The following is a 22510-nucleotide window of genomic DNA, read 5'->3' as shown; positions in this document are numbered from 1 at the left end:
ACTTTATTGCCCGTGGCTTCATGTCCTCCGTCCGCCCGCTGATCCCCCTCCTTATCGCCGCGGGCATTCTTCTCGGCGGCAACGGGCTGCAAGGCACGCTGATTGCGCTTCGCGGCGCCTCGGAAGGCTTTTCCTCGTCGACGATCGGCTTCATGGGCACGGCCTATTTCGCCGGTTTCCTGCTCGGCTGCGTGTTCATCACCCGCATTATGAAGGCAGTCGGCCATGTCCGCTCTTTCTCGGCGCTGGCCGCGATCGCGTCCGCCGGCACGCTGCTGCTCGTGCTGGTCATAGATCCGGTCATGTGGTCGGCGGTGCGCTTCGCCTCGGGCTTCTGCTTCGCCGGCCTGTTCACCATCATGGAAAGCTGGCTGAACTCCGGCGTGTCGAACCACGACCGCGCCCGCGTACTGGCGCTTTACCGCATCATCGACATAGGCTCGGTCACCGGCGCGCAGTTCCTGATCCCGGTTTTCGGGGCCGACGGCTTCGCCATCTTCGCCATCATGTCGATCATGATCACGCTTTCGCTGGTGCCGGTCTCGCTCGGCGACCGTTCCAACCCGACGCCGCCGGAAAGCGTGAAGCTCGACCTCGCGCGGGTCTGGCGCATTTCGCCGCTCGGCTGCATCGGCTGCATCGCGGTCGGCGTCACCAACAGTTCCTTCCGCACGCTCTCGCCGGTCTATGCCGAGCAGATCGGCATGAACGTCACCAACGTGGTGACGTTCGTCAGCGTCGGCATCATCGGCGGCGCCATCATCCAATACCCGCTCGGCTATCTGTCCGACATCTGGGACCGCCGCATGGTGCTCCTGCTGACGGCGATCGGCGCGCTCGCCTCGGCGCTGGCCCTGGTCTTCTTCGCCGGCAGCGACGCGCTCACCAATTTCGCCAGCGTGTTCGTATTCGGCTCGTTCGCCATGCCGCTATTCTCGCTGTCGGCCGCCCATGCCAACGACCGCGCCGGCAAGGACGAGTTCGTGCTGGTGAACGCGGCCCTGATGCTGTTCTATTCCTTCGGCGCGATCGGCGGGCCGATCTCGGCGTCATGGATGATGCAGAATTTCGGCCCGCACTCGCTGTTCATCTTCTCAGCGCTGGTCTATTCGGCCCTGATCTTCATCATCCTCTACCGCATGCTGGTGCGCTCGGCCGTGCCCGCTTCCAAGCGCGGCCGCTTCATCGCGCTGCTCCGCACCTCCCCCATTTTCGCCCGGCTGGCCCGGCGCAATGGCGGCGGCGACAAGTCCGCAGACTAGCCGCAAGGCGGTTACGCTTGACGAAAGCCTCCGCGGCTGAAATGGAGACAGACCCATTTTGAAGCCGAAGAGCCTTCATGCACGTTATAAAGACCCAGAATGAACTTGAAACGGCCATCGCTGCGCTCGAAAAGTCGAGCTTCGTGACCGTCGACACCGAATTCATCCGCGAAACCACCTACTGGCCCGAGCTCTGCCTGATCCAGATGGCGGCCCCCGGTGTCAGCGCTCTGGTCGACCCGCTTTCGCTCGATATCGACCTCGCTCCGTTCTTCGCGCTGATGGCCAACGAAGCCGTCACCAAGGTGTTTCACGCCGCACGCCAGGACATCGAAATCGTCTTCCATCTCGGCGGGCTTCTTCCCCACCCGGTTTTCGATACCCAGGTCGCGGCCATGGTGTGCGGCTTCGGCGACAGCGTCTCATACGACCAGCTGGTGCAGCGCATCACCGGCGCGCATCTCGACAAGTCGTCGCGCTTCACCGACTGGCGCCACCGGCCGCTGTCGGACAAGCAGCTCGAATACGCGCTGGCCGACGTCACCCATCTAATCGAGGTCTATCAGCATCTCAAGGCGCAGCTCGAGCGCGACGACCGCGCCCACTGGCTGAACGAGGAAATGGAAATCCTGACCTCGCGCGAAACCTACGACCCGCATCCCGACGATGCCTGGAAGCGCCTGAAGATGCGGCTGAGGAAGCCGGTCGAACTCGCGGTAGTGCAGGCTGTGGCCGCCTGGCGCGAGCGCGAGGCGCGCGACCGCAACGTGCCGCGCGGCCGCGTGCTCAAGGACGACGCCATCTACGAGGTGGCCCAGCAGCAGCCACACGACGCCGCGGCTTTGGCCAGGCTGCGCACCGTGCCGAAAGGCTGGGAGCGCTCGTCGACGGGGACGGCGCTGCTCGAGGTGGTCAACGCCGCGCTCGCCATCCCCAAGGAAGAAATGCCCAAGCTGCCGCGCTTCGCGCAAGCGCCGGAAGGCACCAGCGCCGCCGCCGAACTGTTGAAGGTGCTTTTGCGCCAGGTCGCCGAACAGGAAGGCGTGGCCGCAAAGGTTCTCGCCTCGGGCGACGACATCGACCGCATCGCCGCGGAAGGCGAAGCCGCCGACGTTCCGGCCATGCATGGCTGGCGCCGCGAGGTTTTCGGCGACATCGCCGTCAAGCTGGTGCGCGGCGAGATCGCGCTCAAATTCGACCGCAAGAAGATCGCGGTATTCGAGACGCCGCGCTGACGGCATCTCGCTCGGTAGGCTGCCTACGCTTTTAGATTCAGGTCAGGTGCTTCACCTGAATCAGACGATCGCCAGCAGGTGCAGCGCGAAATAGATCCACAGTAGCGCTAGCACGGCCGCGCCGGCGACGAAGGCCGGGTTGCGGTGCCGGATGCGGTTGGTGGTGAGATGCACCCACGCATGCAAGTAGCGCGTGGCTATGAACAGCCATGCCAGGACGAGCGCGAACCAGGAAACGCCGGCAGTCACGAAAAGCGCCAGGCACACTACGTGGAACAGCACCGGCAGCTCGAACTGGTTCATCAGGTTGGCGCTCGAACTGGCGCTGCTTTCCGGATCCCTGCCGCGGTCGCGGAACTGCGACGCCTGCGCCTCGCCGGATCTGATTGCGCCGACCCTGCGCCGGAACAATACGAGATAAACGACATAGACCAGCACGACATGGGCGATCATCGGCCAGAAAATCTGCGTCGCGCTCATCCGCTCTCCCTGGCTGGCCATCCGTGGTCGACGAGTTTTTTCCAGCAGGCTGCTTTAGCTATTGCTTCTTCGCAGCGAGCCTTTCGAGTAGGGCAAGATCGTGCAGGATAAGTCTTCTCCCGCGCCTGTCGATGAGCCCCCTCCTGGCGAGGGCGCTCATCTCGCGTGAGACCGCCTCCCGGTGAGTACTTATCCTTGCCGCCAACTCGGAGTGCGTCGGCGCCGGGCTTATGGAGACCTGGCCATTGACGGACCCGTTCTCCTCTGCCCGGCGCAACAGTTCAAGGATCAGGCGTTTGCGCACGACTAGAGTGCTAAACTCGAAGACCCTGTCGGTCATGCGCCGCAACTGAGCCGACAAATGCTCAAGAAGCACCCAGGCGAAAGTCGGATGGTTAATCACAATGTCCCGGAATGCCGCCCCGGTCAGTCGCGCAACGCGGGTTGGCTCAAGCGCGACGACGCTGGCCGAGCGCGCTTTCCCATCGATCCCGGCCAGTTCCCCGAAAATTTCGCCTGGCGCGATATCGCGATAGGCAATCTCTCTGCCGTCCTCTGAAAACATTGTGACCCGAGCCCGCCCCTCCAGCAGGAAGAAGACGTCCCGATCACTATCGCCGTGCGCGATGATCAGCTCATTGTGCCGAAAGTTGCACTCGCTCCATCGCCGGGCAATGGCGGCGAGATCGGTATCGTCCAGCCTCGACATGAAGGCGAGCGCGGGTGTCACGACGGTATCCCCCTGGTTGTTCGACCAAGTGTACTTCCCCTGACTCACTCCCGAAAGGAAATTGATTGCTGTCGCAACGTTGCCGGTGGCGAGGGTCGATTTTGCGAATGGCTTCGAAGGGTGTGGGAATTCCCACATACGAAACCGACGCCACTGCCTACCCTGTATCGCATCAGCGTACAGGCCTCGGTCGTCAACACCGAGGCAGATGAGGTAAAAGGACCGGTGTCATGAAACTCCTGGCTCCCGTCATGCAACTTATGTCAGCGGTTCGCGAATTCGTGGCGCCGCGCTACCGCCCGGAGTTGCACTACATGCGCGGCCCGGGGCCAGCCTTCGCCCGTCGCATGGCCGAGCACAACCAGTCCCTGGATCGCTACGCATAGATCGTTTCACGGACAGCTGCGGCTTTGTCCAAAAGTGCAGATCGCCACATTCCCTCGTCAATTCAGGTGAAGGGACGATCCAATGATGGATAAGGTTCTTCTTGTCGCCATCGGTCCGATTCGCAGGTGGTCCCGCCGTCGCGCAGAGCGAAGAGCCATGCGGTGGACAACGGATCAATTGAGCCGTTCACCGGATGACGTTCTCAACGACATCGGCATTTCACGCGATGACATCACCTGCGCTTCTCAAAGCAGATTTTTGCCGTAGCCAGCCGTGGTCCGGACGTCGACCATCGGATCGCCGGACCCCTGTCGCTCATCAGATCCCGCCGGGATAATTCGGGCTTTCGCGCGTGATCGTCACGTCATGCGTATGGCTCTCGCGCAGGCCCGCATTTGAGATGCGCACAAAGGTCGCCCTTTCGCGGAAATCGGCCAGGTTGCGCGCGCCGACGTAACCCATGGCGGCCTTCAGCCCTCCGGCAAGCTGGTGCAGCACGCCCGCCACCGGACCCTTGTAGGGCACCTGGCCCTCGATCCCTTCGGGCACCAGCTTCAGCGTGTCGCGCACTTCGGCCTGGAAATAGCGGTCGGCCGAACCGCGCGCCATCGCGCCCACCGAGCCCATGCCGCGATAGGCCTTGAACGAGCGGCCCTGGTAGAGATAGGCCTCGCCGGGGCTTTCGTCGGTGCCGGCGAGCAACGAGCCGATCATCGCGGCGCCCGCGCCTGCGGCAAGCGCCTTGGCGAGATCGCCCGAATATTTGATGCCGCCGTCGGCCACCACCGAAACGCCGGCCTTCTCGGCTGCCTCGACCGCCGACATGATCGCCGAAAGCTGCGGCACGCCGACGCCCGCGACGATCCGCGTCGTGCAGATCGAGCCGGGGCCGATGCCGACCTTGACCGCATCCGCGCCGGCGTCGATCAGCGCCTGCGTGCCGGCCGCCGTCGCGACATTGCCGGCCATGATGCGCACCGAATTGGAAAGTTTCTTCGCCCGGGTCACGGCGTCGAGGACGCGCTGCGAATGTCCGTGCGCGGTGTCGATCACCAGGAGGTCGACGCCTGCTTCGATCAGGCGCTCGGCGCGCTCGAAGCCGTCGTCGCCGACGCTGGTGGCGGCCGCCGCGCGCAGCCGTCCCTGGCTGTCCTTGGTGGCGTTCGGGTTGAGCTGCGACTTCTCGATGTCCTTGACCGTGATCAGGCCGACGCAGTTGCCGGCCTTGTCGACGACCAGCAGCTTTTCGATGCGGTGCTGGTGCAAAAGCCGCTTGGCCTCAGTCTGGTCGACGGTCTCCTTCACCGTGATCAGGTTCTCGCGGGTCATCAGTTCATAGACCTTCTGGCCCGGATCGGTGGCGAAGCGCACATCGCGGTTGGTCAAAATGCCGACCAGCCGTCCGACCTTATGGCCGCCCGTACCGCCATTCTCGACCACCGGAATGCCGGAAATCGAGTAGGTGCGCATCAGCGCCTGCGCGTCGGCAAGCGTGGCGTCCGGCCCGATCGTGACCGGATTGACCACCATGCCGGATTCGAACTTCTTGACCTGGCGCACCTGCTCGGCCTGTTCGGCCGGCGAGAAATTGCGGTGGATGACGCCGAGTCCGCCGGCCTGCGCCATGGCGATCGCGAGCCTCGCCTCGGTCACGGTGTCCATGGCCGCCGAAAGGATTGGAGTGTTCAGGTCGATGTCGCCGGCGATGCGGGTGCTCACATCGGTCTCGCCGGGCATGACCTCGGAATGGCCCGGCTGCAGGAGCACGTCGTCGAACGTGAGGGCGAGCGTGCCGGTTGCCGTTTCGATGATCTTTGCCATGCCAAACCCTCAAATACGTGAAGCCGGCGCTCAAGCCCGTTGGACTGCGCCGACTCGTGATCTTCCCTTGCAGGATTGGCAAGGGCTGGTACCACGTATGTCGCGCGATGAAAAGCCGGCCTCACGTGCGGTAGTGTTTCTGTTTTAAATCCCGCGCTGGATGGCGCGCGGACACGCTCTGGCAGCAATTTGGCCCGCAAGACGCGATGGAACGTCAGCCGCGCCGCGCCGCCTCGATCGCTGCGACGTCGATCTTCGTCATATCCATCATTGCGTCAAACGCGCGCTTTGCTTCGGCGCCGCCAGCCGCCAGGGCGTCAGTCAGGACGCGCGGAGTGATCTGCCAGGAAACCCCCCATCTGTCCTTGCACCAGCCGCACGCGCTCTCCTGGCCGCCATTGCCGACGATGGCATTCCAGTAGCGGTCGGTCTCCTCCTGATCGTCGGTGGCGATCTGGAACGAGAAGGCTTCGTTGTGCTTGAACATGGGACCCCCGTTGAGGCCGAGACAAGGAATGCCCGCAACCGTGAAGTCGACCGTCAACACGTCGCCCTCCTTGCCGGCCGGGTAGTCACTGGGCGCACGGTGCACGGCGCTCACCATGCTGTCAGGAAAGATCTCGCAGTAGAAGCGGGCGGCAGCCTCTGCGTCCTTATCGTACCAGAGGCAAATCGTGTTCTTTGCAATTGCCATTGCGTGTTCCTCTCGCTTTGAAGCCAGGATTTCGGCTTGTATCCCCGTCCGCTCTCTTCCGAAATAGGCAGCCAACCGCTTTTCTCCACCCGGAAGGATGCGGAAGCTCAGCGCGAACATGCCGACCAGCCGCCTTGCGGACGAAACCGGGGCTTTCATTGATTTTGTTTGCCATATGGTGAACTTTCACCTATAGTTCACCATATGGAAAACTATAAGACCTCACTCGACGCCGCATTCCACGCGCTTTCCGACCCCACAAGAAGAGCGGTCATCAACCGCCTGACAAAGAGTCCCGCGCCCGTCAAGGAACTGGCGAAGCCCTTCGATATGGGGCTTCCAGCCTTCCTGAAACACCTGCGGGTGCTTGAGGAGAGCGGACTTATAGCGACCGAGAAGACCGGCCGCACCCGCACTTGCCAGGTGAAGATCGGGCGGTTGGCGGAGGCCGAGTCGTGGCTTTGCGAGCAACGCGCGCTTTGGCAGGCCAGAACGGATCGGCTTGCAGACTATGTCGAAACCCAAATGTCACGGGACACTGAAAATGACGGTTGAAAACACTGAACTTGCGATCTCACGCTTCATCAATGCCCTCCCGACCACCGTCTGGAAGGCATGGAGCAAGGCCGAGCATCTTGCGAAATGGTGGATACCCGATCCCATCGAATGCAAGGTCGTCAAACTGGACCTGCGCCCGGGTGGCGACTTCGAGACGCGGATGCGCGAGGGCGGTGGCGAATTCCAGCCGCATGTCGAAGGCTGTTTCCTGGACATAGTCCCCGAAAAGCGCCTCGTGTTCACCACGGCGCTGGCCGAGGGTTGGCAGCCAACGGAACCTTGGCTGGCGCTGACCGCGATCATCACGTTCGAGGCGGAGGGACAGGGCACCCGGTATTCGGCCCGCGTGCTGCACAGAAATGCCGCCGACAGCCGCAAGCACGAAGAGATGGGATTTCAGGAAGGCTGGGGCACAGCGCTCGACCAGCTCGCGGCCCTTTGCAGAGCGCCTGGAATGAACGGTAATCGGGAACCCAGGGTGCAACGCACCGCAGAAGGCCCGCGAAGGGGTGGACTTCGGACCTTCCCGAAAAGCTGACTGAATGGTGATGTTCAGCTCTTTTCGGACTTTCCTGCAATCCTCGGGCCGGTTAGATCTCGCAGCCTCCCAATAAAATACTATCTGCTGTACATTGATCCTCGCTTATCTGGCTGACATTCGGGCAGGCCAGCGTTGTTGAAGCAAGACGAGGCCCTTCGTGCTGGGCAGGCAGCGTTGCTGCGAGCAGCGTGGCAGGAAGCGCGTGTTCATTTCGAAGCGGCGCTGACCAGAGGCGAAACGCCGCAAGCTCTTGAGGGCCTTGGAGCTGCGGCGTGGTGGTTGAGCGACGCCCCGGCGGTGTTCGCCGCGCGTGAGCGCGCCTATCGGCTCTATCGCAAAAGTGGAGAAGATCGGAGCGCCGCGCGTGTCGCGACCGCCCTGGCAATGGATTGCTGCACTTTCCGAGGCAGGGCGGCGATCGCTCGCGGATGGGTTCGGCGCGCTGAGCGCCTCCTCGGCGACGAGATTTGTCGCGAACTCGGTTGGCTTCTGATCGTCAAAACGCATGTCGCGCTGATGATCGACCATGATCCGGCTACTACACGTGACTTTGCGACGCGTGCTGGATCGCTCGGCGAGACCCTTGGCGATATCGACCTGGAGATGCTTGCGCTCGCCTACAGGGGCCTGGCGCTCGTCAGCCTTGGCCAAGTGGACGCGGGGATGCGCTGCCTGGATGAGGCAGTGATAGCCGCGGCTGCCGGCGAGATGGGCGACATCGATGCAACCTGCACCGCCTGCTGCTTAATGATCTACGCTTGCGAAAAGGCGCGGGACCTGGAGCGGGCGGCCGAGTGGTGCGCGCAACTCAAGGAGCGCTCGCAGCAATCCTCCTACAGGCTTATGTTTGCCCTGTGTCGGGCTCATTACGCCGGAGTGCTGATCCGGCGCGGCGTGTGGGCCGAGGCTGAAATAGAGCTCATCGAAGTTATTGACGAATTGGAGCGGACCCATCGCGCGCAGGCAGCGGAAGCGCTCGTGCTGCTGTCGGAGTTGCGCTGGCGGCAGGGACGGCTCGAGGAAGCCGAAGAGTTGTTGCAGCGTGCGGAATCCCCGCCTTACCAGATGTTTGTTGGCAAGCGCTGTTTGCTCCGGCGAGGAGCTTTGGCCCTTGAACTGGGCAATGCCGACGCCGGGTGTGATCACATACAGCGCTTCCTGCGCTCGGTTCCGGCAGAGGATCTGTTGGAACGCGCTGCGGGATTGGAACTGCTTGTGCAGGCTCATGTCATGCTCCGAGATCGTCACCGGGCGGAAGCGACCCTTCAGGAGTTGCGCGATGTAGTCTCGAACGTATCCACGGGCCCAATGCAGGCAGCGTTGCGTTTCGCCGAAGGACGCGTCAGCGCCTTGTCAGACCCGCTTGCGGCCAAAGTCTGTTTCGAAGACGCTGTGGAGTTGTTTGCGCGCAGCAGTTCCCCCTTCGAATCGGCCCAGGCGCGCGTCGAGCTTGGTGGAAGCCTTTCTGCACTGGGGCGCAAGCCGGCTGCAATAGATGAAATCCTGACGGCTGTCCGGACCTTCGATAAGATTGGAGCCGCGCGTTGGACCCGCAAGGCGCAGTCGCTCGCACGTGAGCTGCGCAGTTTCGGCGGCGGAGAGACGCGGGCCGATCCCCTCCATTGCCTGACCAGGCGGGAAATCGAGGTCCTGACGTTGACTGCCCAAGGGCTGACCAACAGGGAGATCGCGACCCGCCTTTGTCGGAGCGAACACACGGTGCATCGCCACGTCGCCAACATCCTCACCAAGCTAGGATTGCCCTCGCGGGCCGCGGCGGCTTCTTTTGCCGCTAAGCACAATCTGCTTTAGCCGGAAGCCGCTCCAATCGACGGCCGGAAATGGCCCGAACGGGCCATAAAAACCTCTCGCACAAAATGGCCTGCGCGGGCGACGCGTCTTTTGTCCCCGCCGTTAAATTATGACGCTGCGATCGCAATGTTCGCGCGAAAGCGGAGGCAGGCAACCGCTTGAGTCGGAAGGAAGTATGCCATGACAAAAGGTGCGTTGAATCCCAACAAGGTCGAGGAATTCCGAAAGAGCTTTCGTGGCGCGATCCTCCAGCTCGGCGATGAGGGCTACGAGGGAGCGCGCCGAATCTGGAACGGCATGATCGACAGGCGTCCTGTGGCGATCGCGCGCTGCACCGGTTCGGCGGACGTCATGGCTGCGGTCCGCTTTGCCCGGGAGCGGCAGCTGCCGATCGCGGTACGGGGCGGCGGACACAATGTCGCCGGCAATGCGATTTGCGAGGGCGGACTCGTCATCGACCTCACGCCAATGCGCGAGGTGCGGGTGGACCGCTCGCGGTCGGTCGTCAGGGTTGGGGGCGGAGCGCTTCTCGGCGACATCGATCACGAGGTTCAGGCGTTCGGGCTGGCGGTGCCGGTGGGCGCGGTGTCGGAAACCGGTATCGGAGGGCTCGCGCTTCACGGCGGGCTCGGATTCCTGACCCGGAAATACGGCCTCACCGCGGACAACCTGGTATCGGCCGATGTGGCGACGGCCGACGGAAAGCTGATCACGGCAGACGAACGGAACCACTCAGACCTGTTCTGGGCGCTTAAGGGTGGCGGCGGCAATTTCGGTGTGTGTGGTCACCTCCTTCGAATTTCGGGTCCACCCGGTCGGCCCCGAGGTGTTCTTCCTCCTCACTTTCTACCCGGCGTCCGCTGCGGAGGACATCCTCAAGGAGTTCCGCTCCTTTATGTCGTCGGCTCCCGACGAGCTGATGGCAATCGCTATCTATTGGAACGCCCCGAACGGCGAGCCTATCCCCGACAAGCACCGAGGAGCGCCCGTGATGGTGGTCGTGGGGTGCTGGTGCGGCCCTCTCGATCAGGGCGAGGAAGCCACGCAACCGCTCCGCCGGATCGCAACGCCGATCGCCGACCTCAGTGGGCCGATGCCATATGTCGAAGCTCAGCAGCTCTTCGACCCCGACTATCCCAAAGGTCTCCGGTATTACTGGAAATCGCTTTACCTCAATGAGTTGAGTGACGATGTGATCCGTCTGGCCTGCGGCGCCGGAGCCGACCGCCCCACGCCAGCAAGCACGGTGGAGGTATGGGCGCTCGGCGGAGCGATGGGGCGCGTCGGGCCGGAGGCGACCGCCTTCTACCATCGCGATGCGCCCTTCCTGCTCACGATCGAGGCCAATGCCGAAGACCCCGAAACCGACGAGGCGAATATCGCTTGGGTGCGTCGATGGCATCAGGACGCCACGCACTTCTCACGAGGCGGTACCTACTTCAACTTCGGTGGTTTCTGGGAGGGTGGAGAAGAAGTGCTCGCCCAGTCGTTTGGGGCGAACTACCCGCGCCTCCGAGAGGTCAAGATAAGGTACGACCCGGAGAACGTCTTCCATCACAGCTTGAAGATCCCGGTCGACAGGACAGGCACCCTGCCGTAATCGCGTTAAGACGCCATGGTGACAGTCCGCTTTGTCCGCGTACTTGCGCCGCGCGGCCTTCGACATTCTCTGTTGCCTCCGTGCCTTCATCCAGACTCAAAGCCTCTCTACCCGCCGATTCATGAACCTCCCGCCCATCGCAATCCTTGCCGGCCTCCTCCTGCTCGCCGCCTGCGCAACCCCGGCGCCGATAGCGCAGGGCGACGCACCGCCCGAACCGGTGCCGGCCGGCATCACGCCGCTGACCCAGGAGCAGGACGAGCTTTTGGCCCAGTAGCCGGTTGTCTCCACCTTGGGCGGAGGGAGACGCCCGGTTCTGCCGCAACCACCTCCCCTGCCCGCCTCTCTTGGTTCAGCCGCTTGCCGCCCCGCCTGGCCCAACCGAACCGAGGCAAAAATCGGCGACAGCGGGCGGCATTCGTGATACCCGCCCTGATTGCCGGCAGCCCCACCGGCCAGCCGGCAATCACATCCGGAAGATGCCTTGAAACGCACCATCCCGCTCATCCTCGCGGTCGCCCTGTTCATGGAGAACATGGATTCGACGGTGATCTCGACCTCGCTGCCGGCGATCGCCGCAGACATCGGGACCAGCCCGATCGCGCTCAAGCTGGCGCTGACCGCCTACCTCGTATCGCTCGCCATCTTCATCCCGATCAGCGGCTGGATGGGCGACAGGTTCGGCGCAAAACGCATCTTCCGCATCGCCATTGCGGTGTTCGTCCTGGGCTCGGTCGCCTGTGCCGCCGCGGGTTCGCTCGGCGCATTCGTCGGTGCGCGCTTCCTGCAAGGCATGGGCGGCGCGATGATGACGCCGCTCGCGCGCCTCGTCCTGGTGCGCGCCACGCCGCGGCGCGAACTCGTCGCGGCGATGGCCTGGCTCACAATACCGGGCCTGATCGGGCCGCTGGTCGGACCTCCGGTCGGCGGCTTCATCACCACCTATTTCAGCTGGCACTGGATCTTTCTCATCAATGTGCCGATCGGGCTCGCCGGCATCTGGCTAGCCGGGCGCTTCCTTCCAGATGTCGAGCTTGCAGGCAGTCCGCCGCTCGACATTCTGGGCTTTCTGCTTTCGGCGGCCGCCGCCTCGGGGATAGTCTTCGGCCTTTCGGTGGTTAGCCTGCCGGCGCTGCCGCCCATCGTCGGCGTCGTCACGCTGCTGATAGGTGTCGCCGCAGGCCTTCTCTACGTCCGCCATGCGCGCCGCAAGCCGCACCCGATCCTGGATCTCAGCCTCTTCCGGATACCGGTCTTTCGCGCCGCCATCAGTGGCGGCTCGATCTTCCGCATCGGCAATGGCGCGGTGCCGTTCCTGCTGCCGCTGATGTTCCAGCTCGGCTTCGGCATGACGCCGTTCCAGTCGGGCATGCTGACCTTCGCTTCCGCGCTCGGCGCGATCGCCATGAAATTCCTGGCCTCGGCAATGCTCAGGACCGGCGGTTTCCGCACCGTGCTGATCGCGACCGTGCTGCTCGCCGCCTGCTTCGTCGCCGCCAACGGGCTGTTCACGCCGCAGACTTCGCCTGCGATCATCATTCCGGTGCTGATCGGCGCCGGCTTCCTGCGCTCGCTGTTCTTCACCTCGGCCAACGCCCTGGTGTTCGCCGATGTCGAGGACCGCGACGCCAGCCAGGCAACCGCGATCGCGGCTGCCTCCCAGCAGGTCAGCATCGCGCTGGGCGTCGCCGTCGGCGGCGGCATATTGGAGGCGACCGCCATGCTGACCGGCGAGCCGGTCGGCCTCTCCGCCTTTTCGACGGCGTTCTTCATCGTCGCTGCAATCACGGTATTGTCGGTGATACCGTTCCTGCGGCTGAGCGCCGACGCCGGCAGTTCGGTCTCTGGACATCGCCTTCGCGATCCCGACGCCGCCGAGCCCACGCAATAGCCGTGGGCTTGCGCCGCTACGCTTCAGGCGTCGGCAGCCGTTCGTCCTTTGAAATCCTTGGCGAGCAGATAGAGCTCGGCCGATTCCTCGCGCGAAGCCGGCGGCTTGACGTGGTGCACGGAGCGGAAGTTCTGCTTGAGCATGCTGAGAACGCTGTTTTCAGTGCCGCCCTGAAAAGTCTTGGCCAGGAAATGACCACCGGGCTTCAGCACCGAAACGGCGAAGTCAGCAGCCACCTCGCACAGATGCATGGTGCGGATGTGGTCGGTCTGGCGGTGCCCGGTGGTCGGCGCGGCCATGTCGGAGAGCACGATGTCCGGTGCCCCGCCGAGCGCTTCGGCAAGCTTCTCCGGCGCATCCTCGTCCAGAAAATCCATCAGCAGCACCGGCGCGCCCGGCACCGCGTCCATCTCCAGATAGTCGATGCCGACGACATTGGGATGCTCCGGCGTCGATTTCGTCCGCGCCGCGGCGACCTGGCACCAGCCGCCGGGCGCCGCGCCCAAATCGATGACCCGCATGCCCGGCTTCAGGAGATGATGCTTGTCGTCGATCTCGATAAGCTTGTATGCCGCCCGCGAGCGATAGCCGGCAGCCTTCGAGCGCTGCACATAGGGGTCGTTCATGTGGCGCTCGAGCCAGCGCCGCGACGATTCCTTCAGCCCGCTCTTCTTCTTGATCCGGGTCTTCAGCACGCGAATGCTGCCCGGACCGGCTTTTCCCGGCTTCTTGGTCATGGCCGCGCTCCGTTCCGCCAGTTGCGCCGCCAGACCCCGTCTTCGGCCATCAGCTCGCTCAAGATGCCCTCGCGCAGGCCGCGGTCGGCGACGCGCAGGCGTTCCGACGGCCAGACGCGGCGGATCGCCTCGAGGATGGCGCAGCCGGCCAGCACCAGATCGGCGCGATCAGCCCCGATGCAGGCATTGGCAACGCGCGCCTGGAAGTCCCAGCCGAGCAGCTTTTCGATCATCAGATCGACATTGGCATTGTCCATCCACAGCCCGTCGACGCGGCGGCGGTCGTATCGTTCGAGACCGAGATGCACGCCGGCCAGCGTCGTCACCGTTCCGGATGTCCCGAGCAGGTGGAAGCGCGACGCCTTCATCAGATGGTTGATCCTGTCGCGGCCCTCGAAGGCATGCAGCATGCCGGTCACGTCGGCGACCATGGCGTCGAACACCTGGCGCGTCACGTCGCGTCCGCCAAAACGCTCGGCGAGCGAAACCACGCCGACCGGCAGCGAGGTCCACGACACGATGTGGTTGGCGAGCCGCGGCGACCTCTGCCCGGAAATGTCGATGAGCGCGATCTCGGACGAGCCGCCGCCAATGTCGAACAGCACGACCGCGTCCGTGTCGCGCTCGACCAGCGAGCCGCAGCCGGACACGGCGAGCCTGGCCTCGGTGCGGCGGTCGATAATCTCCAACTTCAGGCCGGGCTCGGTCTCGACGCGGGCGAGGAACTCGCTGCCGTTCTCGGCGGCGCGGCAGGCTTCGGTGGCGATCAGCCTTGCCCGCCTGATCGAGCGGCTGGCAAGCTTGTCGCTGCAGATCTTCAGCGCCTCGACCGCGCGGTCCATGGCCGGCCGGCTCAGCCGCCCCGTCGACGAAAGCCCCTCGCCCAGCCGCACGATGCGCGAAAAAGCGTCGATGACGCGGAACTGGCCAGGCTTCGTCGGCACCGCGACCAGCAGCCGGCAATTGTTGGTGCCGAGGTCAAGCGCCGCGAAAACGGGAAGATCGTCGTTGAAGCGTCTGCGCGGCGGCGGCACCGCCTCCTTGACGGGCGGCGCAACACTCGCCGCCCTCGCCGGGCGCACCTCGATGCGCTCGGCCGGCGCGGCTGCCCCGGCCGCATCGGCACGCACACCGTCGCGCGCAAAAACCTTGCGCCCGCGCTTGCGCTTGCGCCGCTTCTTGGCCTTGCCTGTCGGGTGCGGGCTGCCGTCGCTCGCCTGTCCGTCGCCGGATCTGGCGCCCGCCAAAGGATTCCGATTGGCGGTGAAGCCGTTCATGCCGCGTTGCGGCCGACCGCTCCTGGACGCGCCCGCTTCCGGCGCTTTTGCGCCGGCTTCGGGATCTTCCACCTTCAATGTCCTTCTCGCGCCGCGCGAACCGTTGCCGGACGCTGCACACGCGTCGAGATTTTCCGTTGCAGGCAAGATAGCAGCGCCGCGCGCATTCACCAAGCCTGCGGGAGCGGAATTCCATCCTTCGTCGCACCCGCCGCCTTCGAGGTTGAACATGCGGCTTCGATAAGGCATTGCTGAAATACGCGGATTTGCCCGTCGGCGCACGCCGCGCCGCGCCGCATCAAACTGAAAGGAAGATCGACCGGCATGGCCGTCGCGTAATGAAGCTGAAATCCTATCTCTGGCCGGCGATCGGCCTTGCTGCCGTCGGATTCTCCGTCTGGCTGCTCTACCACGAACTGCGCGGCATCTCGCTCGAGGATGTCGGCGAGGGCATGGCCGCGATCCCGCTCCACCGCTGGCTGCTTGCCGGCCTGAGTTCGGTCGTCGCCTATATTGCGCTCGCCGGATACGACCACATCGCGCTGACGCATCTCGGCCGAAAGATACCGTTCGGCTTCATCACCATCTCCTCCTTCACCACCTACGCGCTCTCGCACAATATAGGCGGCTCGGTCCTGTCCGGAGCCGTCATCCGCTACCGCGCCTACGCCTCGAAGGGTTTGAGCGGCCAGGAAGTCGGCGTGCTGGTCGCGCTCTGCTCGTTCACCTTCGTTCTGGGAGCGGCCCTGCTATCGGCCCTTCTGCTCATCCTGGAGCCGCACGTGCTCGACCGCTTCGTCGACCTGCCGCCGATCCCGGCCGGGAGAGTGACGGGGGTAGCGATTCTCGGGCTGATCGCCCTCTACATCTTCGGCAGTTGGCTGCACCTGAAGCCGCTCCGCATCGGCTCGCTGCAGATCCACTACCCCCGGCTGCCGATCGTGGCGCGCCAGATGATCATCGGGCCGGTCGAGCTGATGGCGGCCGCCGCGATCATCTATTTCGCGCTGCCGGTAGCGGGCAATCCCGGCTATTTCGTCGTGCTCGGCGTCTTCGTCATCTCGTTTTCGGCGGCGTTGATCTCGCATGCGCCGGGCGGCCTCGGCGTCCTGGAGATCGTCTTCCTCGCCGGCCTCTCCGACATGGACCAGGCCGCGGTGCTCGCCGCCCTGCTCGTCTTCCGGCTGTTCTACCTGATCATCCCGCTGATCCTGGCGCTGTTCGTCGTAGTCGTTTTCGAACGCTCGCAGTTCCAGCGCGGCTAGATTCGGAACCATGGGTCAAGCCCCGCAACGCCGGTCAAGCTCCACCCATCCTACAAAGCCCTGCTATGTTTTGCGGGGCAACTATCAGCCGGTGGCGGCGCATTATTCTTCCGGCGCCGGCATCTCCGGCTATTGATCGTCAGGGCAAATGTGATACAAGCCGGCTCGAAACGGGAACGAGTTTTGCCTGACCGGGGCAGAATGAGCGTCAGCTCCCCTCGCTCGTTTCCGCCAAGCGATTGTTTCCGATCGCTTCTTGGGGAATAGGTTAACGGTAGACCCACGGACTCTGACTCCGTTAGTCCTGGTTCGAATCCAGGTTCCCCAGCCAGTTTCTTATTTATTTTCAATGATTTAGCGCAAATTTGCCCATATCGGGAATACCCTACCGGCACGTCCACATTCAACCGAAACCAAAGGCCAGATTTAAGGCCAGATTTATTGAAGCGTAGGGCCTGGAGAAATCGTCGGCAGGCTGGCTGTCGTCGCCAGCCGGGGGCTCACCTGCCGCTAGCAGATGCCTTTGCAATCTTTGCGCAGATGTTCACTATCACTGAACAGTCTCCGAACCAAAGCCGCGCGAGAGTTCTAGCCCTATGACCGCGGCTTTTGTTATGCTTGTCTGGTGACGGCCACGGATCAAGCCCGTAGGTTCGTGTTTTGTTTAGCTTATCATTGTCCGAGGCAAAAATCTTACCAAGGGAGACATTCGATCCGTGGTTTCATCTTATCGGCAACCGGTTTGGCTCTGATTGCGTTGGTCGGGTGTGTCACGCCGGAAGACCAACGGGCGGCGGATCAGAACAGGTGCGCGAGCTTCGGTTTCCAGCCGGGGACAGACGGTTATGCGAACTGCATGATGAGCGCGTCATTGCAGCGAGATCAGCAGGTCGCTGACTGGAGGTTGCAGCGAGATCAGCAGACCGCTGACGCGATGCTGGAGCGGGAACGCTGGAAGCAACTGAGCCAATTGCGTCGGGGCGACGATCGATTTCCAGTCTGCCAGCTCTCGGATCCCGACGTCCATCTCGATTTTGAGACAGGCAAATGGGTCGGACCGAACTGCCAAGCATCAGATTGGGCCGGGTGAGTCCCCAGCTGGATTCTCTCCTCCTCTCCGACCTATGGGTCGGCTGCGTCGCTCCCCGGGGAGGAGCTCACGCCCTCGCGGGGGCGATCAGGTCCGTTCCCCTCGCGCCGTGCCGGCACTCGGGGAACACCGGAAACGAATTGTTGACACCCCCACAAGTTACCCCCACATTGCGCGCGCGAACTCGCCTAAGAAATCAGTGACGCCTGACTACATCGTCTCGTTAGAAGACGGCAAACGGTTCAGGTCACTCAAGCGCCACCTGAAGACCAGCTACGGCATGACGCCGGACGAATACCGGGCGAAGTGGAACCTGCCGAGCGACTATCCGAAGGTCGCGCCCAACTACTCAGCCAGCCGATCCGCTTTGGCCAAGTCATTGGGCCTTGGCAGGAAGCTGGCCGACAAGCCGAAAGGCCGCGGTCGCAAGAAGGCTGCATAATCCTGCTTGGGCGCGCGACCTTTTCGCAAGCGCGATAAACTTATTGTGCTTTGCGGAATCCCGTCGATCTCGTAGTTTTTGGCAGTCGGCCATCTACTCCTCCCAGATGCGATGCCGGCGCACAGCGAACTCACCTCCTCCCGGGTTCGCCCAAATAGAGAGCCCGCTGCACCTCCTCCCGCAGCGGGCTTTTTTGTGCGAGTAAGGAGAAAAAACCCGCGGGGCAGGCTGGCCTGGTCCTTTCGCCGTCCTTGCTGAACCGACAAGTATCCCAACATATTGTGGATTCCGAGGGCGAAGGCGAGCAAATGTGGCGTGAACAGATCGCCCGTGCTGCCGAATCATGGTACATTTAGTTAGTTGGCTGTCGCTCCTCCCACGAAGCCAACAACGAGCGTCTACACCCAATCGATACTCGTAAAGTCTGGCCCGCCGACCACCGTGGCGGGTCTCTTTTTGGTTGACTTGCTGCCTGGCTTGATCGCGAAGCCATTGTGCCATTTGACTCTCATTGCCCTCTCCATTCGGAGATCGGAGTTGATCAGGCCACCCTGACCATCTCTAAGTTGCGTAACGCCGCAGAAAGCAACTCACCCGATTGGGCAGGCTGCTGTGGCAGATGTATTGGTTACAATTATTCCTGCCGGAATCGCATGTCCGGCATGGCCGGCGCACTCAGGTGGCCTTGCTTTCTTGCGCCGGCCTTTCATGCGGAGCCTTGATGCTGGAGTGAGGGGATGGCAAAGAATCTCGACATGGTCGATGAGTTGCTCGGCATGGCCAAAGAACCCGATCAGTTCACCAAAGACGATCTCGGCGACATGATTTTGGTCGCCGCAACTGAGATCATGAAACTGCGAGGATTTGGGTCGCTGACCAATCCTTCCGCGAAAGCTGCCAAGAGACGCCGGTTGTAGACTAAGGATCGGCTGCGCTCGTAGCTCAACGGGACAGAGCACCAGCGAATTTAGGTAATGCAGGTTCGAACCCTGCCGAGCGCACCAATCAAAGTATCCTCCCAACACCCGTCGGATCCTCTCCTGCTTCTGTGCAGCCGCGGCTGACTGGGCCAGTCGCGGTGCTGCTGAACGAACCGATGGACGTTTTGTCATTGGCAAGCGCAGCTGGCTTTCGGTGCTTTACCTCGGCCGCGGAGTTCCGCAGCTATGTGACAGGCGAAATCCTGAAGTTTGAAGCAACTTCATTGTTGGACCAGTCACTTATATTACCCACTACGAGAGGCGAACGGATGTTGCCCTCCTAATCAGCGGCCCCGAGCCAGCGTTTCGCTCACCCGACACATACGTTGTGATTCGAGATCGCTTTTCGGTTTTGCAATCACGATGCAAACCGCTCGGCCCCTTCACGGAATTTGCGACAGCGCGTCGAGCTGCGGCGGCAGGCGCAGGTTCGGGTAGCGCTGCTTGAGCCCGCGCACGGTCTCGCGAGCAGCGGCGAGATCGCCCGATGCCACCTGATGAAGTGCGTGCAGGATCTCGACCTCCGGCCGATCAGGAGCGCGGGAGCGCAGCAGGTCGATCTCGGCGGCGGCGGCGGAAAGGTCGCCGGTCTGCAGCAGGGCGAAGGCGAGGTTGATCCGCATCTCCTCATTGCCGGGATCGGCGGCAACGCTATCCTTGAGCACGGGGACCGCCTCGCGCGGCCGGCCCTGCTGGATCAGCAATTGCGCCAGTTGCGCGGCAAGCCCGGCGTCGTCCGGGTTGTGCTCGCGCGCCGACGCGAGGATGGCGGCGGCCTCACCCATCTCCCCCAGCGCTTCGGCGATGCGCGCGCGTGTCAGCCAGGCCTGGATCAGTTGGGGATCCATGAACACGGCTTCCGCGAAGGCGGCCTGCGCGGCGTCCCAGTTGCGCATGGTCATGGCGAGCCCGCCAATCGCCATTTGCGCTTCAGGGAAATCGGCCTTGGCGCCCATCGAGGCGCGCAGCCCATCGAGTGCGGCCCCGAGCGCGGCGCGGCGGTCTTCGGCCAGAGCCTCGGGCGGGATGCTGGCAAGCTCGAGCGCGGCGGCAATGCGCACCGAAGCCACCGGGTCGTCAAGCAGGGGCTGCAGCCGCTCCACCCGCTCTTGCGGCTGCGTCTGCCGCCACAGGCGCACCGCCGTCATGCGGATCAATTCACTGTCATCGGTGAGCAGACCGGCAAGCGCGCGTGCGGTTGCGGCATCGCCGCGGTCGCCGATTTCGCGCAGTGCGCTCGCGCGCACGATCGCCGGTTCCTCGGTGTTCCGCGCCAGATCGACAAGGCCCGCCAGCTTTTCCGGATCGAGCCCCTGGCGCTGCACGCCGGCAAAGAGGGTCGCATAGGCGTGGTCCCGCGGCTTGCTGTCGGGCGCCCAACCGGCGATCGCGGCCGACGCCCACTGTGCCGTTTCGCCTGTGTGGCAGGAAAGGCAGGCATCGGGCGATCCCACGCTTTGCGACAGGAGCGGGTCGGGCACGCGGAAGAAGTGGTCGCGCCGGCCGTCGACCACCATATAGTCGCGCTCCGGCATGTGGCAGCTCACGCACTGGGCGCCGGCGCTGCCCTCCTTGTGGTGATGGTGGTCAGGCGTGTCAAAATCCTTCAGCACGAGCGAGGGAAATTCGCTGCGCCCGACCGGATTGTGACACTGCGTGCAGACCGCATTGCCTTCGGCCACCAGCCCGCCTGAATGCGAGTCGTGGCAATCGCTGCAGGTTACGCCCTTCTCGTGCATTTTCGACTGCAGGAAGGAGCTCAGAATATAGACCTCCTGATCCTGCTGGCCATCGGGGAAATAAAGCCCGTCGCCGAGGGTGGAGAGATTGTAGTGATCGCCGAAGGGCGCGCCCGGCAGGGTGCTGTCCGGTCCGATCGCCTCACGCCGCGCGTGGCAGGGGCCGCACATATCCTGCTCGATCGCCTGCCGGCCTTCCGACCTCGGGGTGAGCAGCCCGTGCGGCGCGAGCCCGCTCCAGCGTCCGGAATCGTAGCCGGGCCGCTTCTCGGCCCAGGCGACATGCGCCTCGCCAGGGCCGTGACAGGCCTCGCAGCCGACGGTCAGCTCCGCCCATGTGCTCTGGTAGCTGCGCGACTTCGGATCGTAGTTCTTCTGAAAATCGGTCTGGTGGCACACCGCGCAGCGCGCCTGCCAGTTCTTGTAGAAACCGGTCCAATGCAGGCCGTTGCCGGCAGAGACATCCTCGTCGGGATAAAGGTGATACCAGCGCCCGGCCTCCACATTCCAGGCGATGTCGAGCGCCTGCAGACGTCCGCCTTCGATCTCGACCAGATATTGCTGTAGCGGCGCGACGCCGACGACATATTTGATCTCGAACCGGGCGAGCTTCCCGTCGGCGCCGTCCGTCTCGACAAAAAATCTCTCATTCTCGCGGAAGAAGCGCGACGTGATGCCCTTGTGCTCGAAGCTTGCATCGTTGAAATCGCCGAGCACGTTTTGCGGCGTCGGCTCGCGCAGCGCCCAGCCATGGTGCGAGTCCGTCCAGGCTTCAAATTCCGTCTGGTGGCAGCTTGCGCAGCTTTGCGAGCCGACAAAGCTCGGTGCCTCGGATGCGGACGCTGTGGCCAGACCGCAGAGAGCGGCAGTGATGAGAAAGATGCCCAGCAGCATCCATCGAAGCCGGGTCGCAGCCAAAACCACTATATGCCTCTCTCACTTTGGCAAGGCTTACGCCGTCCTCGCCATTATCTCGTCCTTAGCGGCACCATAGCAATTTTTCCCAAGACCTGGAGCCCGCAACGCTGCAACGATTGTGGCGGCAATGTTCCGGCGCCTTGTCGTTGCTCGCTTATCCATTGGAGAAATCATGACGATCACAATTTCCCCGTTTCTCGCTGCTCTCGGATCTGAAGGTCCCCCCGCCGGCCGAACGAAAGACATGGACCTGTATGGATGGTTGATTGGAAGCTGGGAAATGGACTCCGTCCACTATCTCGACGACGGCACAACCCGGAAATCGAATGGAGAATGCCATTTCGGCTGGGTGCTCGAAGGCCGCGCGATTCAGGACGTCTGGATCAGGCCCAAGCGCCCTGCGCCGTCCACCATGTATGGCACGACTTTGCGCATCTTCGATCCGGGGATCGGTGGCTGGCACATCATCTGGAGTGATCCGCTCAACCAGGATTACTCGCGCCAGATCGGGCGGGCCGAGGGTAAGGACATTGTCCAGATCGGCGATGACTCGCGCGGTCTGCAAACTCGATGGCGTTTCACTGAGATCACTGCCAACAGCTTCCATTGGATCGGCGAGGAAAGATCTGCCGGGAGCGACCCTTGGCAAGTGACGTATGAACATTTGGCCCGCCGAACAAATTCCTGAGCTATCCGCTTATCCCGGGACCATAGAAACGGTTGCCCACGGCTTGCCGTCACTCGAAGTGCTAACCGTCGTTGATGAAGTTGTCGGCTTCCTTGGATTTTTGTCCAGGCCCCCCAGCCAGTTTAAAATCAATGACTTAACCCCAAAAGCCGGCCGAATTCATGTTTGAACGAGGGGTGGCATGATTTTTCCGAAGGACGGCGAACATCCACTGGCAACAGATCGATGCAAAGTCCTTCGAACTTCTTAACCGGACCCAATCGTCATCTGCAGCGGCATCCTTGAAGTACGACGAAGCGTTTCATCCTGGCCGATACATATCTGATACAATACTGCACCGGTCCGACATGCAGTGGTAACAAC

The 22510-nt window shown here is 63.1% G+C and carries 20 protein-coding genes, 2 tRNA genes and 2 pseudogenes; 16 read left to right on the top strand and 8 right to left on the bottom strand.

The window, feature by feature from the left end:
• Window positions 1-20 precede the first annotated feature (20 nt).
• On the top strand, window positions 21-1262 hold the full coding sequence (locus G6N73_RS03620) for an MFS transporter (RefSeq protein ID WP_165023467.1): 1242 nt from the start codon (window positions 21-23) through the stop codon (window positions 1260-1262).
• A gap of 77 nt (window positions 1263-1339) precedes the next feature.
• Window positions 1340-2497 (top strand): ribonuclease D, encoded by a 1158-nt coding sequence (gene rnd / locus G6N73_RS03615; RefSeq protein WP_165023465.1) that lies wholly within the window; start codon window positions 1340-1342, stop codon window positions 2495-2497.
• A gap of 60 nt (window positions 2498-2557) precedes the next feature.
• Here the strand turns inward: rnd and G6N73_RS03610 are convergent, their stop codons facing one another.
• A complete protein-coding gene (locus G6N73_RS03610; protein ID WP_165023463.1) occupies window positions 2558-2977 on the bottom strand; it encodes an MAPEG family protein in 420 nt (139 codons plus the stop codon).
• Between the two features lie 58 nt (window positions 2978-3035).
• Complete coding sequence (locus tag G6N73_RS03605; RefSeq protein ID WP_165023461.1) at window positions 3036-3707, bottom strand: cyclic nucleotide-binding domain-containing protein; 672 nt, start codon at window positions 3705-3707, stop codon at window positions 3036-3038.
• 230 nt (window positions 3708-3937) lie between these two features.
• Here G6N73_RS03605 and G6N73_RS03600 point away from each other — a divergent pair, with 230 nt between their 5' ends.
• Window positions 3938-4093 carry a hypothetical protein gene (locus tag G6N73_RS03600; RefSeq protein WP_165023459.1) on the top strand — a complete coding sequence of 52 codons (156 nt, stop codon included), beginning with the start codon at window positions 3938-3940 and terminating at the stop codon, window positions 4091-4093.
• A 319-nt stretch (window positions 4094-4412) separates the two neighbouring features.
• Here the strand turns inward: G6N73_RS03600 and guaB are convergent, their stop codons facing one another.
• Both guaB and G6N73_RS03590 read right to left on the bottom strand, forming a co-directional pair.
• Window positions 4413-5915: an IMP dehydrogenase gene (gene guaB, locus G6N73_RS03595; protein ID WP_165023457.1), complete on the bottom strand. Its 1503-nt coding sequence runs from the start codon at window positions 5913-5915 to the stop codon at window positions 4413-4415.
• Between the two features lie 214 nt (window positions 5916-6129).
• Window positions 6130-6603 carry a VOC family protein gene (locus G6N73_RS03590; protein ID WP_343044549.1) on the bottom strand — a complete coding sequence of 158 codons (474 nt, stop codon included), beginning with the start codon at window positions 6601-6603 and terminating at the stop codon, window positions 6130-6132.
• Window positions 6604-6813: 210 nt separating this feature from the next.
• Between G6N73_RS03590 and G6N73_RS03585 the strand changes: the two genes are divergently transcribed.
• The 7 genes and pseudogenes from G6N73_RS03585 to G6N73_RS03560 all read left to right on the top strand — a co-directional run bounded on the left by G6N73_RS03585 (window position 6814) and on the right by G6N73_RS03560 (window position 13011).
• Window positions 6814-7164: an ArsR/SmtB family transcription factor gene (locus tag G6N73_RS03585; protein WP_165023453.1), complete on the top strand. Its 351-nt coding sequence runs from the start codon at window positions 6814-6816 to the stop codon at window positions 7162-7164.
• On the top strand, window positions 7154-7705 hold the full coding sequence (locus tag G6N73_RS03580; RefSeq protein ID WP_165023451.1) for an SRPBCC family protein: 552 nt from the start codon (window positions 7154-7156) through the stop codon (window positions 7703-7705). The genes G6N73_RS03585 and G6N73_RS03580 overlap by 11 nt, the downstream gene beginning before the upstream one ends.
• Window positions 7706-8224: 519 nt before the next feature.
• The gene (locus G6N73_RS03575; protein ID WP_165023449.1) at window positions 8225-9520 is read left to right on the top strand and encodes a LuxR C-terminal-related transcriptional regulator; all 1296 of its coding nucleotides are present in this window, start codon (window positions 8225-8227) and stop codon (window positions 9518-9520) included.
• Window positions 9521-9700: 180 nt separating this feature from the next.
• A pseudogene (locus G6N73_RS38495) lies at window positions 9701-10225 on the top strand (FAD-binding oxidoreductase); the annotation flags it as partial.
• Window positions 10226-10277: 52 nt separating this feature from the next.
• Window positions 10278-11120: an FAD-binding oxidoreductase gene (locus G6N73_RS38220; protein ID WP_343044547.1), complete on the top strand. Its 843-nt coding sequence runs from the start codon at window positions 10278-10280 to the stop codon at window positions 11118-11120.
• A 121-nt stretch (window positions 11121-11241) separates the two neighbouring features.
• Window positions 11242-11397: a hypothetical protein gene (locus G6N73_RS03565; protein ID WP_165023448.1), complete on the top strand. Its 156-nt coding sequence runs from the start codon at window positions 11242-11244 to the stop codon at window positions 11395-11397.
• A gap of 207 nt (window positions 11398-11604) precedes the next feature.
• The gene (locus G6N73_RS03560; RefSeq protein WP_165023446.1) at window positions 11605-13011 is read left to right on the top strand and encodes an MFS transporter; all 1407 of its coding nucleotides are present in this window, start codon (window positions 11605-11607) and stop codon (window positions 13009-13011) included.
• Window positions 13012-13034: 23 nt separating this feature from the next.
• On the opposite strand, the gene G6N73_RS03555 is transcribed toward G6N73_RS03560, so the two are convergent.
• Window positions 13035-13748 (bottom strand): RlmE family RNA methyltransferase, encoded by a 714-nt coding sequence (locus tag G6N73_RS03555; RefSeq protein ID WP_165023444.1) that lies wholly within the window; start codon window positions 13746-13748, stop codon window positions 13035-13037.
• Window positions 13745-15025: a Ppx/GppA phosphatase family protein gene (locus G6N73_RS03550; RefSeq protein ID WP_206078646.1), complete on the bottom strand. Its 1281-nt coding sequence runs from the start codon at window positions 15023-15025 to the stop codon at window positions 13745-13747. Before G6N73_RS03550 ends, G6N73_RS03555 begins: the two co-directional genes overlap by 4 nt.
• A gap of 338 nt (window positions 15026-15363) precedes the next feature.
• On the opposite strand from G6N73_RS03550, the gene G6N73_RS03545 reads away from it, so the two are divergent.
• Both G6N73_RS03545 and G6N73_RS03540 read left to right on the top strand, forming a co-directional pair.
• Window positions 15364-16290, top strand: a complete 927-nt coding sequence (locus G6N73_RS03545) for a lysylphosphatidylglycerol synthase domain-containing protein (protein ID WP_165023622.1) — start codon at window positions 15364-15366, stop codon at window positions 16288-16290.
• A gap of 257 nt (window positions 16291-16547) precedes the next feature.
• Window positions 16548-16621, top strand: a tRNA-Gln gene (locus tag G6N73_RS03540).
• 537 nt (window positions 16622-17158) lie between these two features.
• On the opposite strand, the gene G6N73_RS03535 is transcribed toward G6N73_RS03540, so the two are convergent.
• Window positions 17159-17317, bottom strand: coding sequence for a hypothetical protein (locus G6N73_RS03535; RefSeq protein WP_165023440.1), 159 nt, complete (start codon window positions 17315-17317; stop codon window positions 17159-17161).
• Window positions 17318-17558: 241 nt separating this feature from the next.
• On the opposite strand from G6N73_RS03535, the pseudogene G6N73_RS36680 reads away from it, so the two are divergent.
• The 3 genes and pseudogenes from G6N73_RS36680 to G6N73_RS03520 all read left to right on the top strand — a co-directional run.
• Window positions 17559-17822 (top strand): annotated as a pseudogene (locus G6N73_RS36680) (Ros/MucR family transcriptional regulator); the annotation flags it as partial.
• Between the two features lie 737 nt (window positions 17823-18559).
• Window positions 18560-18739 carry a hypothetical protein gene (locus tag G6N73_RS03525; RefSeq protein ID WP_165023436.1) on the top strand — a complete coding sequence of 60 codons (180 nt, stop codon included), beginning with the start codon at window positions 18560-18562 and terminating at the stop codon, window positions 18737-18739.
• Between the two features lie 14 nt (window positions 18740-18753).
• Window positions 18754-18826, top strand: a tRNA-OTHER gene (locus G6N73_RS03520).
• A gap of 359 nt (window positions 18827-19185) precedes the next feature.
• Here G6N73_RS03520 and G6N73_RS03515 read toward each other — a convergent pair.
• On the bottom strand, window positions 19186-21435 hold the full coding sequence (locus G6N73_RS03515) for a tetratricopeptide repeat protein (RefSeq protein WP_165023434.1): 2250 nt from the start codon (window positions 21433-21435) through the stop codon (window positions 19186-19188).
• A 196-nt stretch (window positions 21436-21631) separates the two neighbouring features.
• On the opposite strand from G6N73_RS03515, the gene G6N73_RS03510 reads away from it, so the two are divergent.
• Window positions 21632-22147 (top strand): hypothetical protein, encoded by a 516-nt coding sequence (locus tag G6N73_RS03510; RefSeq protein WP_165023432.1) that lies wholly within the window; start codon window positions 21632-21634, stop codon window positions 22145-22147.
• Window positions 22148-22510: the final 363 nt, after the last annotated feature.

Source organism: Allomesorhizobium camelthorni (genome assembly GCF_011045125.1).
GTDB classification, from domain to species: Bacteria; Pseudomonadota; Alphaproteobacteria; order Rhizobiales; family Rhizobiaceae; genus Allomesorhizobium; species Allomesorhizobium camelthorni.
The sequence above is the reverse complement of the archived record's forward strand: the minus strand, read 5'-3'. Positions and strand labels throughout refer to the sequence as shown.